The following is a 12,357-nucleotide window of genomic DNA, read 5'->3' on the forward strand; positions in this document are numbered from 1 at the left end:
TTGGCGGGCCGGACCCGGCAACGCCCGTGGGCGCTCCGGGGGTTCAGAGCGCGGCCGGGGTCGGGTCCTCGCCGGAGAGGCGTTCGGTGCGGGCCAGGTCGGCCGCGGCGGCGATCCGGCGCAGGGCCTCGGGGACGCGGGCGGCGGGCAGGGTGAGCGGGAGCCGCAGGTGCTCCTCGAAGGCGCCGTCGGTGCCGAACCGGGAGCCGGAGGCGATCCGGACGCCGACGCGTTCGCCGGCCCGGGCCAGCGCGCTGGCGGGCAGGCCGGGGGTGGCGGCCCACAGGGCGAGGCCGCCGGGCGGCGGGGTGTACCGCCAGCCGGGGAAGTGCCGGGGCAGCTCGCGGGCGAACGCCTCGGCAGTGGCCCGCAGTTGGGCGTGCCGCTCGGCCCGGACGGCGGGCAGGTGGTCGGTCAGCAGCCGGGCCGCGATCAGCTGCTCCAGGACGGGCGTGCCCAGGTCGTACAGCGCCCGGTCCTGGGCCAGCTTCCGGACCAGGGAGGGCTGGGCGCGCAGCCAGCCGATCCGCAGGCCGGGCCAGAGGATCTTCCCGGCCGAGCCGACGGTGATCACCTGGGCGTCCCGGTCGAGCGCGGCCAGCGGCCTGGGCAGCGCGGACTCGGGGACGTCCCAGCCGAGTTCGGCGCAGGTCTCGTCGGCGATCACGGTGGTGCCGGCGGCCCGGGCGTGGGCGAGCAGGGCGCGGCGCTGCTCCTCGTCGACGAGCGCGCCGGTCGGGTTCTGGAAGTCGGGGATGACCGAGGCCAGCCGGGGCGCGGCGCCGCGCAGCACCCGCTGCCACTGGGCGAGGTCCCAGCCGGTGCGCCCGGCGGCGTCCGGGGCGAACGGGACGGGCACCAGGCGGGCGCCGGCCCGGTCCAGGGCGCGCAGCGTGTTGGCGTAGCTGGGGGCCTCGACGGCGACCCGGTCGCCGCGGCCCAGCAGCGCCTGGTGGGCCAGGTGCAGGGCGCTCATCGCCCCGGTGGTGACCAGCACCTGCTCCGGCCCGGTGGGCAGCCCGCGCTCGGTGTAGCGGCGGGCGACGGCCTCCCGCAGCACCGGGAGCCCGGTCGGGTAGTTGCCGTGCCCGCCGGTGTACGCGGGCAGCCGGTCCAGGGCGTGCGCGGCGGCCTCGGCGAGCTGCCCGGGTGCGGTGGGGGCGGCCAGGCCCAGGTCGAGGACGGTGTCCTGGTCGGGGGAGACCGGGTGCAGCGCGTCGGCGGGCGGCGCGGTGCCCGCCGGCAGGGCGGTCCAGGAGCCGGCGCCGCGCCGCGAGTGCAGGAAGCCGTCGGCGCGCAGTGCCTCGTAGGCGGCGGCGACGGTGGTGCGGGAGAGGTTCAGTTCGGCGGCGAGTTCGCGTTCGGCGGGCAGCCGGGTGCCGACCGGGAGGCGGCCGTCGGCGACCAGCCGGGAGACCTGGGCGGCCAGCGTCCGGTAGGCGGGGCGGCGGCCGTCCGGGGCGGGGAGCTGGCGGGCCAGCGCGTGCGGGGTCAGCGTGCTGTGCCACTCGGACATCGTCGACCAGTCCACTCGGTTCGGATTGGCCCTGTCGGGCCGCGCATTGGACTGCCCATAGTGGCGCGCAGTGCCGGAGAACGGCAAGCACCGCACCGAGAAGAGGTCCACCGATGGCGGCCGTCCTGACCCCGTCCCCGTCCCCGTCCCTGACCCCGCCCCCGTCCCCGACCCGCGCCGGGGCGACCCCGGCCGCCGCCGCCCGCCGGCTGCCCCGCCGGCTCGGCCAGCTGGCCGTCGGCCTGGTGCTGTACGGCGCCTCGATGGGCCTGGTGCTGCGCTCCTCGCTCGGCGGCAACCCGTGGGACGTCCTGCACCAGGGCCTGGCCCGGCACCTGCACCTCAGCGTCGGCGCCTGGGTGACCCTGGTCGGCGCGCTGGTGCTGCTGCTGTGGATCCCGCTGCGGCAGAAGCCGGGCGTCGGCACCGTCGGCAACGTGCTGGTCCTCGGCGTCGCGATGGACGCCACCCTCGGGCTGGTCCCGGCCCCGCACGCCCTCGCCGTCCGGATCCCGCTGCTGGCCGCCGGCATCCTGCTCAACGCCCTCGCCACCGGCCTCTACATCGGCGCCCGGCTCGGCCCCGGCCCCCGCGACGGCCTGATGACCGGCCTGCACCGGCGCACCGGCCGCTCCGTGCGGCTGATCCGCACCTGCATCGAGTTGACCGTCCTGACCGCGGGCATCGCCCTCGGCGGCACCTTCGGCGTCGGGACGGTCGCGTACGCGCTGGCGATCGGGCCGCTGGTGCAGTTCCTGCTGCCCCGGCTGACCGTGCCCGGAGCAACCGCCCGGCACTAGCCCGGCGGCGTCCGGCGGCGCCGCCACTCAGGGGGGAAACCGGGGGCGGTCGTCGCAAAGCGACGGTGGAACCTCGTAAGGTCGTCTCCGTGTTGGACGAGATGCGGATACGGGATCTGGGCGTCATCGACGATGCGGTGGTGGAACTCGCCCCCGGGTTCACCGCCGTCACCGGCGAGACCGGCGCGGGCAAGACCATGGTGGTGACCAGCCTGGGCCTGCTGCTCGGCGGGCGGGCCGACCCGGCGCTGGTGCGCAACGGGTCGGAACGGGCCGTGGTGGAGGGGCGGTTGACGCTCGACCCGGGTTCGCCGGTGGTCGCGCGGGCGCTGGAGGCCGGGGCCGAGCTGGACGACGGCGAGCTGCTGGTCAGCCGGACGGTCTCCGCCGAGGGGCGCTCGCGCGCGCACGTGGGCGGCCGGTCGGTGCCGGTCGGGCTGCTGGCCGAGCTCGGCGAGGACCTGATCGCGGTGCACGGCCAGACCGACCAGCAGCGGCTGCTGCGCCCGTCCCGGCAGCGCGGCGCGCTGGACCGGTACGCGGGCGAGGCCGTCGCCGAGCCGCTGGCCCGCTACCGGGAGGTGTACCGGGAGCTGCGGGAGGTCTCCGCGACGCTGGAGGAGCTGACCACCCGGGCCCGGGAGCGGGCCCAGGAGGCCGACCTGCTGCGCTTCGGCCTGGAGGAGGTCGCCGCCGCCGAGCCGGTGCCCGGGGAGGACGCCGAGCTCGCGGCCGAGGCCGAGCGGCTCGGCCACGCCGACGCGCTGTCCTCCGCCGCGACGCTCGCGCACGCCGCGCTGGCCGGCGACCCGGCCGACCCGGAGGGCGTCGACGCGGGCACCCTGCTCGCCCAGGCCCGCCGGGCCGTCGACGCGGTCCGCCACCACGACGAGCGGCTGGCGGCCCTCGCCGACCGGCTCGGCGAGTGCGGCTACCTGCTGGCCGACGTGGCCGGCGACCTCGCCGGGTACGCCGACGACCTGGACGCCGACCCGGTCCGGCTGGCCGCCGTCGAGGACCGCCGCAGCGTCCTGGCACACCTGGTGCGCAAGTACGGCGGCGCCGAGGGCACCCTCGCCGAGGTGGTCGGCTGGGCCGAGGCCGGCTCGGTGCGGCTGCTGGAGCTGGACGGCGACGACGAGCGGATCGACGAACTCGGCGCCCGCGAGACCGAGTTGCGGGCCCGGCTGGCCGACCTGGCGGCCGAGGTGTCGCGGGCCAGGCACGCCGCCGCCGACAAGTTCGCCGCCGCCGTCTCCGACGAGCTCGCCGAACTCGCCATGCCGCACGCCCGGGTGACCTTCGCGATCGGCCAGGTCGACGACCTGGCCGGCATCGAGCTGGAGGGCCGCAGCGTCGCCTACGGCCCGCACGGCGTCGACGAGGTCGAGGTGCTGCTCGCCCCGCACCCCGGCGCGCAGCCCCGCCCGATCGCCAAGGGCGCCTCCGGCGGCGAGCTGTCGCGCGTGATGCTGGCCGTCGAGGTGGTGTTCGCGGGCGCCGACCCCGTGCCCACCTACCTGTTCGACGAGGTGGACGCGGGCGTCGGCGGCAAGGCCGCCGTCGAGATCGGCCGCCGGCTGGCCAAACTCGCCCGCAGCGCCCAGGTCGTGGTGGTCACCCACCTCCCGCAGGTCGCCGCGTTCGCCGACCGGCACCTGGTGGTGGAGAAGACCAACGACGGCACCGTCACCCGCAGCGGTGTGAAGACCCTCAACGACGAGGAGCGGGTGCGCGAACTGTCCCGGATGCTCGCCGGGTTGGAGGACTCCGAGCTCGGCCGGGCGCACGCGGAGGAACTGCTGGCGGCCGCCCGCACCGCCCGGGCGCGCTGACCGGCCGGACGGTCCGGCACCGCCGCGGGCGACGCGCCAGCGGCGGTGCCGACTGTCCAAGAGGCGGACGGACCTGGCATCGTGGCGAACGGACACCAGCTGACAACGAGTCGGAGCGAGACAGACGTGGACCATTCCGCCGCCCGGGCCGCCGCCCCCCAGCTGCACGTGGTGCTCGTCCTCGCCGCCGCGACCGGCGGCATCGGCGCCCACGTGCGCTCGCTGACCCGGGGCCTGGTCGCGCACGGCGTCACGGTCACGGTCTGCGCGCCCGAGGGCACCGACCGGCTGTTCGGCTTCTCCGCGGCCGGCGCCCGGCTGCACACCGTCGACATCACCCCGACCTCCGGCGCCCGCAGCGACGCCACCGCGATCGGCGAGCTGCGCCGGGCCTTCACCGGCGCCGACGTCGTGCACGCCCACGGCCTGCGGGCCGGCCTGCTGTCCGACCTGGCGCTGCGCACCGCCGGCCGGTTCCCCGGGATCCGCCCGGAGACCCCGCTGGTGGTCACCTCGCACCACGCGCTGCTCACCACCGGCCTGGACCGGCGGCTCCAGCGGCTGATGGAGCGCCGGGTGGTGCGGGCCGCCGACCTGGTCCTGGGCGCCTCCTCCGACCTGGTCGCCCGGGCCCGCGAGCTCGGCGCCACCGACGCCCGGCTGGGCCCGGTCGCCGCCCCGCCGATGCCGCCCGGCACGCTCGACCGGGACGCCGCCCGCGCGGCGCTGCCCGGCGGCGACGACGGCCGCCCGGTGGTGCTGGCGATCGGCCGGCTCGTCCCGCAGAAGTGCTTCGCGCTGCTGCTCGACGCCGCCGGGCAGTTCGCCGCGCCCGGCGGCCCGGCGCCGCGCGTCCTGCTGGCCGGGGACGGGCCGGAGCGGCAGGGCCTGCGCGAGCGGGTCGCGGCCGAGCGGCTGCCGGTCGAACTGCTCGGCTACCGGGCGGACATCCCCGACCTGCTGGCCGCCGCCGACCTGGTGGTGCTCTCCTCGCGCTGGGAGGCCCGCTCGCTGGTCGCCCAGGAGGCGATGCGGGCCGGCGTCCCGGTGGTGGCCACCGCCGTCGGCGGGGTGCCCGAACTGGTCGGCGACGCCGCCGTGCTGGTCCCGTTCGCCGACCCGCGGGCGCTCGGCCGGGCCGTCCGCGACCTGCTCGCCGACCCGGCCCGCCGGGCCGCGATGGCCGCCGCCGGCCGGGCGCAGGCCGCGACCTGGCCGGACGAGGCGGCGACCGTCGCCCAGGTGCTGTCCATCTACGACGAGCTGGTGCAGCGCCGGGGCTGAGCCGCCGTCAGCCGGACGACAGGTTGAGGCCGCCCGCCGCGGTCAGCCGCAGCGCGGTGTCGATCAGCGGGACGTGGCTGAACGCCTGCGGGAAGTTGCCGACCTGGCGGCGGGCCCGCGGGTCCCACTCCTCGGCGAGCAGCCCGACGTCGTTGCGCAGCGACAGCAGCCGCTCGAACAGCTCGCGGGCCTCGCCGACCCGGCCGATCATCGCCAGGTCGTCGGCCAGCCAGAACGAGCAGGCCAGGAACGCCCCCTCGTGCCCGGACAGCCCGTCCACATTCACGGCGGTGCTCCCCCGGCCTTCGTCGTGGGTCGGGTAGCGCAGCACGAAGCCGTCCTCGGTGGCGAGTTCGCGCTGGATCGCCTCGATGGTGCCGATCACCCGCTTGTCGTCCGGCGGCAGGAAGCCGACCTGCGGGATCAGCAGCAGCGAGGCGTCCAGCTCCTTGCCGCCGTAGTACTGGGTGAAGGTGTTGCGCTGCGGGTCGTAGCCGCGGGCGCACACGTCGGCGTGGATCTCGGCGCGCAGCGCCGTCCAGCGGGTGATCAGGTCGGTGGGCGGCTCCTCGGACTGGGCGAGCAGCTTGAGGGTGCGGTCGACGGCGACCCAGGCCATCACCTTGGAGTGGACGAAGTGCCGGCGCGGGCCGCGGACCTCCCAGATGCCCTCGTCCGGCTCGCGCCAGTGGCCCTCCAGGTACTCGATCAGGCGCAGTTGCAGGTGGTGGGCGTGGTCGTGCCGGGACAGGCCGGACATGGTGGCCAGGTGCAGCGCCTCGACGACCTCGCCGTACACGTCGAGCTGGAGCTGCCCGGCGGCGCCGTTGCCGACCCGGACCGGGCGGGAGCCCTCGTAGCCGGGCAGCCAGTCGAGCTCGGACTCGGTGAGTTCGCGCTCCCCGGCGATGCCGTACATGATCTGCAGGTTCTCCGGGTCGCCGGCCACCGCGCGCAGCAGCCACTCGCGCCAGGCCCGGGCCTCCTCGCGGTAGCCGGTGCGCAGCAGCGAGGAGAGGGTGATCGCGGCGTCGCGCAGCCAGGTGTAGCGGTAGTCCCAGTTGCGCTCGCCGCCGAGGTCCTCGGGCAGCGAGGTGGTGGGGGCGGCGACGATGCCGCCGGTGGGGGCGTAGGTGAGCGCCTTGAGGGTGATCAGCGAGCGGACCACGGCCTCCCGGTAGGGGCCCTGGTAGGTGCACTGGGCGACCCACTCGCGCCAGAACCGCTCGGTGGAGGCGAGCGCGCCCTCGGCGTCCGGCGGGGCCGGGGCGGGCTCGTGCGAGGCCTTCCAGGTCAGGCCGAAGGCGATCCGCTGGCCCGCGGTGACGGTGAAGTCGGCGTACGTGGTCAGGTCGCGCCCGTACGTCTCGGCGTGGCCGTCCAGCCAGACCGAGTCGGGCCCGGCCACGGCGACGGTGCGCTGCCCGGCCTCCGGGTGCTCGACCCGGTGCACCCAGGGGACGACCCGGCCGTAGCTGAAGCGCATCCGCACCGCCGAGCGCATCCGGACGGTGCCGGCCAGGCCCTCGACGATCCGGACCATCTGCGGGACGTCGGGCGTGCCGAGCAGGTGGCGCGGCGGCATGAAGTCGATCACCCGGACGGTGCCGCCCTGGGTGTCCCACTCCTGCTCCAGCACCAGCGAGTCGCCCCGGTAGCGGCGCCGGTCGCAGGGCAGCGCGGGGGCGGCGGCGGTGACCGGCGGGATCCGCAGCTCCCCGGTGTCGAGCAGGCCGGCCCGGGGCCGGTCGGCGGGCGCCGGCGGCGGCGGCTCGACCGGCAGCGCGGGGCCGATCCGCCAGAAGCCGTGCTCGTCGGTGCCCAGCAGCCCGGCGAAGACCGCGGGCGAGTCGAACCGGGGCAGGCACAGCCAGTCGACCGCGCCGTCCCGGCTGACCAGCGCGGCGGTCTGCATGTCCCCGATCAGCGCGTAGTCCTCGATGCGACCGGCCATGGTGCTCCGTTCCGTGCGGGCCCCGCGGCGGTCGGGCGCGCACGGGTCGGGCGGGGGGCTCCTCGGGAGGGGGCGTCCCGGGGTCCGGGTTCCCGGAGGCCCGGGACCCCGGGAGGGGATTGTCGACTTCGAGCAGAATACGTGGATCCGGGGGGTTGGGCCGCTTTCGCGCGCGCCGCCCGCCGCCCGCGCGCGCCGCCCGCCCTACCGGGCAACCCCCGTCCGAGCAGCCCCGATGCGCCGTCCGGCCGACCCGTCCGGGGCCGGTGCACCCGGACGCGGGCGAGCACTCGCCGGGGCACTGATACGCTGGTATCCCGTGGAACTGGTGGGAACGAGGGCCGGGAGCCCCTCCACCGGCGTCACCCTCCGACACGCGACCCACGGGAGCCCCCTCTTGGCACAGCCCCATTCCGGCAAGTCGGCCAGCGGCCGCGCCGTGACGACCAAGCACCTCTTCGTCACCGGGGGTGTCGCCTCCTCGCTCGGCAAGGGGCTCACCGCCTCCAGCCTCGGCGCCCTGCTCAAGGCCCGCGGCCTGCGAGTGACGATGCAGAAGCTCGACCCGTACCTCAACGTGGACCCGGGCACGATGAACCCGTTCCAGCACGGTGAGGTCTTCGTCACCGACGACGGCGCCGAGACCGACCTCGACATCGGCCACTACGAGCGCTTCCTCGACACCAACCTGCACGGCTCGGCGAACGTCACCACCGGCCAGGTCTACTCCACCGTGATCGCCAAGGAGCGGCGCGGCGAGTACCTCGGCGACACCGTCCAGGTCATCCCGCACATCACCAACGAGATCAAGTCCCGGATCCGCCGGATGGCGACCGAGGACGTCGACGTGGTCATCACCGAGGTCGGCGGCACCGTCGGCGACATCGAGTCGCTGCCGTTCCTGGAGGCGGTCCGCCAGGTCCGCCACGAGGTCGGCCGGGACAATGTCTTCTTCGTGCACGTCTCGCTGCTGCCGTACATCGGCCCGTCCGGCGAGCTGAAGACCAAGCCCACCCAGCACTCGGTGGCCGCGCTGCGCAACATCGGCATCCAGCCCGACGCGATCGTGCTGCGCGCCGACCGCGAGGTGCCGCAGGCCATCAAGCGCAAGATCTCGCTGATGTGCGACGTCGACGAGGAGGCCGTGGTCGCCGCGATCGACGCCAAGTCGATCTACGACATCCCCAAGGTGCTGCACGGCGAGGGCCTGGACGCGTACGTGGTGCGCCGCCTCGACCTGCCGTTCCGCGACGTGGACTGGACGGTCTGGGACGACCTGCTGCGCCGCGTCCACGAGCCGCAGCACGAGGTCAAGGTCGCGCTGGTCGGCAAGTACATCGACCTGCCGGACGCCTACCTGTCGGTCACCGAGGCGCTGCGGGCCGGCGGCTTCGCCAACAACGCCCGGGTCCAGATCAAGTGGGTCACCTCGGACGACTGCGAGACCCCCGAGGGCGCGCAGGAGCAGCTCGGCGACGTCGACGCGATCTGCATCCCCGGCGGCTTCGGCGACCGGGGCGTGGACGGCAAGGTCGCCGCGATCACCTACGGCCGGGAGAACCGGATCCCGCTGCTGGGCCTGTGCCTGGGCCTGCAGTGCGTCGTGATCGAGGCCGCGCGGAACCTGGCCGGCCTGCCCGAGGCGAACTCCACCGAGTTCGACCCGGCGGCGAAGTACCCGGTCGTCTCGACCATGGCCGAGCAGCTGGCCATCGTCGACGGCAAGGGCGACCTGGGCGGCACCATGCGGCTGGGCCTGTACCCGGCGAAGCTCGCCGAGGGCTCGATCGTCCGCGAGGTGTACGGCGGCGAGCAGTACGTCGAGGAGCGCCACCGCCACCGCTACGAGGTCAACAACGCCTACCGCGCCGACCTGGAGAAGACCGGCCTGCAGTTCTCCGGCCTCTCCCCGAAGGGCGACCTGGTCGAGTACGTCGAGTACCCGCGCGAGGTCCACCCCTACCTGGTCGCCACCCAGGCCCACCCGGAGCTGAAGTCCCGCCCGACCCGCCCGCACCCGCTGTTCGCGGGCCTGGTCGCGGCGGCGATCGACCGCAAGGTCGGCTGACCGGCCCGATCGCCCGTTCGACCGAACGCCCGCCGGGGATCCTCCCGGCGGGCGCTTCGGCGTGTCGCGGGGGCGGCGTCCGGTAGATTACGTCTATCTGACGAGAAGGGGTGGTGTCCGGTGGTCGGCATTCAGGACAGGGCCGAGGAGTGGGACGTCCGGGACGGGGTCACGCCGTTCCGCGGCAAGGTGACCGGCGTGCGCAGCGAGCAGGTCAGGATGCCCGACGGCAGCTGGGCCCAGCGCGACTACCAGCTGCACCCCGGATCGGTCGCCGTGCTCGCCCTCGACGAGGAGGGCCGCGTCCTCGCCCAGCGCCAGTACCGGCACCCCGTCCGGCACCGGCTCTGGGAGCTGCCCGCCGGACTGCTCGACGTCCCCGGCGAGAACCCGCTGCACGCGGCGCAGCGGGAGCTCTTCGAGGAGGCGCACCGCAAGGCAGCCCACTGGAGCGTCCTGGTCGACTTCTACACCTCGCCCGGCGGCAGCGACGAGGCGGTCCGGCTGTTCCTGGCGACCGGGCTCTCCGAGGCCGAGGAGGAGCGCTACGCGGCGCACGGCGAGGAGCTGGAGCTGGAGACCGCCTGGGTGCCGCTCGACGAGCTGGTGGCCCTGGTGCTGGCCGGCGAACTGCACAACCCGACCCTGGTCACCGGCGTGCTGGCGCTCAGCGCCGCGCGCGCCCGGGGCGCGGTCGACACGCTGCGGCCGGCCGACGCGGAGTGGCCGGCCCGGCCGTTCTGAGCGCGGCCGTTCTGAGCCGCGGTGCCCGGCCGGGCACCGCGGCTCGCACGGCTTCGGCCGGCGGGGTGATTCGGCGGTTGGTCATACCGGGGCGTCCGGGCGGGGCGGGGTGGGCGAACTACGCTTCGCGGACAGGGCCCGGTGGGCGGGTCCGGGGCGCTGGGCGACGGGTCGGGAGTGGCGCGGTGGCGAGGCAGACGGCGGTGGTGGTCGAGGCGGCCGGGATCTTCGACGCGCTGCCCGCGGGGGCTCGTCCGTTCGCGGGGCGCGGCGCGGAGCTGGCGGCGCTCGGGGTGGCCGCCGGGCGGCCCGCGCCGGGGCGCGGGCGGCTGCTGGTGCTGGCCGGCCGGCCGGGCTCCGGGCGGACCGCGCTCGCGGTGCGCTGGGCCAGGTCGGTGGCGGGCGACTACCCGGACGGGCTGCTGTACGCGCGGCTGTCCGCGCCGGACGGCGGACGGGTCGGGGCCGGGCGGGCCGCCCGGCTGCTGCTGGACCAGCTGGGGGAGCGGCCCGGCGCGGCGCTGCTGCCCGGCGCGGCCGAGGAGGACCCGGCCTGCGAGGCGCTGCGCGAGGCGCTCGGGCAGCGCCGGGCGCTGGTGCTGCTGGACGACGTGAAGGACGCCGGGCAGGTGTGGCCGCTGCTGGCCGAGAAGACGTCCTCGCTGCTGCTGGCGACCACCTCGGGGCCGCTGACGGGCATCGACGGGATCGACCCGGTCATCCTCGGCGGGATGGACCACCGGGCGGCCGTCGAGCTGGTGGGCGAACTGGTCGGCGGCACCCGGGTCTCCTGCGACCCGGTCGGCGCCGCCGACCTGGCCGAGGCGTGCGCCAACCGCCCGGCCGCGCTGCGGCTGGTCGCGGGCTGGCTGCGGAGCGAGGCCCGGCTGGCCGTGACGGACGCCGCCGCCCGGCTGCGCGAGGTCCCGCCGCCGGCGCCGGCGGCGGTGGAGGGGCCGGTCAAGCCGGCCGACCCGGACCGGGAGACCGTGCCGGTGGTGGAGGGCGACCCGCTGCGCGGCGCGTTCGAGCTGGCCTACCGGCGGCTGCCCGCGGCGCGCGCCCGGCTGCTGCGGCTGTGCACCCTCGCCCCGGGCCAGCAGGTCGACCTGCGGACCGCGTCCGCGCTGGTCGGCTGCCCGGCCCCGGAGGCGGGCGGCTCGCTGGCGGCGCTGGCCGAGCTGGAGCTGCTGGAGCGCGAGCCGGACGCCGCGGACGGCACCGAGCGCTACCGCGTCCCCGGCCGGCTGTACGGGCGGCTGGTCGAGCTGCGCGCCGAGCTGGACCGCCCGTCCGAGGTGGAGCTGGCCCGGGCCCGGCTGCTGGAGCGGCTGGTGCGGCTGGTCGACTCGGCGCGGCTGCTGCTCGACCCGGCGGCCGGCCCCAACCCCGACCCGCTGCCCGGGCCGCTGCGGCTGCGCACCGCCGCGCACGCCGAGGGCTGGCTGCGCGGCGAGCGCGAGCAGCTGCTGGCCGCCGTCGCCGACGCCGTCGGCCAGGGCGACCTGGACGGCTCCGCCGGCCGGCTGGTCACCGCCCTGCTGCGCGCCCTGCCGCTGACCGGCGAGGCCGCCCCCGCCGACCTGCACGCCCTGCACGAGTCGGTGCTGAAGGTCGCCGAGCGGCAGGGCAACCCGCGCCGGGCCGCCGCCGCGCTGCTCAACCTCGGCGACCTGCAGGCCGCCGCCGGCCGCTGGGAGCAGGCCGGCGAGCGCTACCGGGCGGCCGTCGAGCTGGCCCGGGGGGCGGGCGACGAGCCGGGCTGCGCCCGCGCGCTGGAGGGCGTCGGCCACGGGCACCGGGCGCTCGGCGACCCGCTGCGCGCCGCCGACGCGTACGGGCGGGCGCTGGTGCTGCGGCAGGCGCTCGGCGACCAGCCGGCCGAGGCCCGGCTGCTGGTGCGCCTCGCGGAGGCGCACGCCGGGCTGCGGCGCTTCGAGGAGGCGCTGCGCGAGTACCGCTCGGCGGCCGCGGTGCTGCGCCGGACCGGGGACGCGCGGGGCGAGCGGGAGGTCGAGGCGCTGGCCGCCCGGCTGCGCCGGCACCTCGGCCGGGAGGGCTTCCGCCCGCTTTCGGAGTAGTGTCGTAAGTACGGAGTTCGTCACGCAATGTGGCTTCCAGGGGCCTACAAGCCTACGAACCTGCCAATGGGCCCG

General features: G+C 76.6%; 8 protein-coding genes. 6 read left to right on the forward strand and 2 right to left on the reverse strand.

Annotated features, from left to right (window positions below):
* Window positions 1–43 precede the first annotated feature (43 nt).
* A complete protein-coding gene (yczR, locus tag KSE_RS28400) occupies window positions 44–1,516 on the reverse strand; it encodes a MocR-like transcription factor YczR (RefSeq protein WP_033259921.1) in 1,473 nt (490 codons plus the stop codon).
* 113 nt (window positions 1,517–1,629) lie between these two features.
* Between yczR and yczE the strand changes: the two genes are divergently transcribed.
* The 3 genes from yczE to KSE_RS28415 all read left to right on the forward strand — a co-directional run bounded on the left by yczE (window position 1,630) and on the right by KSE_RS28415 (window position 5,435).
* The gene (gene yczE, locus KSE_RS28405; protein WP_014138809.1) at window positions 1,630–2,316 is read left to right on the forward strand and encodes a membrane protein YczE; all 687 of its coding nucleotides are present in this window, start codon (window positions 1,630–1,632) and stop codon (window positions 2,314–2,316) included.
* 101 nt (window positions 2,317–2,417) lie between these two features.
* The gene (gene recN, locus KSE_RS28410; protein WP_081539917.1) at window positions 2,418–4,151 is read left to right on the forward strand and encodes a DNA repair protein RecN; all 1,734 of its coding nucleotides are present in this window, start codon (window positions 2,418–2,420) and stop codon (window positions 4,149–4,151) included.
* A 126-nt stretch (window positions 4,152–4,277) separates the two neighbouring features.
* Window positions 4,278–5,435: a glycosyltransferase family 4 protein gene (locus KSE_RS28415; RefSeq protein ID WP_014138811.1), complete on the forward strand. Its 1,158-nt coding sequence runs from the start codon at window positions 4,278–4,280 to the stop codon at window positions 5,433–5,435.
* Window positions 5,436–5,442: 7 nt separating this feature from the next.
* Here the strand turns inward: KSE_RS28415 and KSE_RS28420 are convergent, their stop codons facing one another.
* Window positions 5,443–7,389 (reverse strand): glycoside hydrolase family 15 protein, encoded by a 1,947-nt coding sequence (locus tag KSE_RS28420; protein ID WP_014138812.1) that lies wholly within the window; start codon window positions 7,387–7,389, stop codon window positions 5,443–5,445.
* A gap of 397 nt (window positions 7,390–7,786) precedes the next feature.
* On the opposite strand from KSE_RS28420, the gene KSE_RS28425 reads away from it, so the two are divergent.
* From KSE_RS28425 to KSE_RS28435, 3 genes are all read left to right on the forward strand, one after another.
* A complete protein-coding gene (locus KSE_RS28425) occupies window positions 7,787–9,457 on the forward strand; it encodes a CTP synthase (RefSeq protein ID WP_014138813.1) in 1,671 nt (556 codons plus the stop codon).
* A gap of 120 nt (window positions 9,458–9,577) precedes the next feature.
* A complete protein-coding gene (locus KSE_RS28430) occupies window positions 9,578–10,201 on the forward strand; it encodes an NUDIX domain-containing protein (RefSeq protein WP_014138814.1) in 624 nt (207 codons plus the stop codon).
* A 185-nt stretch (window positions 10,202–10,386) separates the two neighbouring features.
* Entirely contained in the window at window positions 10,387–12,282 is a 1,896-nt protein-coding gene (locus tag KSE_RS28435) for a tetratricopeptide repeat protein (protein WP_051055406.1), read from the forward strand.
* Window positions 12,283–12,357 lie beyond the last annotated feature (75 nt).

This window comes from Kitasatospora setae KM-6054, from assembly GCF_000269985.1.
Lineage (GTDB): Bacteria > Actinomycetota > Actinomycetes > Streptomycetales > Streptomycetaceae > Kitasatospora > Kitasatospora setae.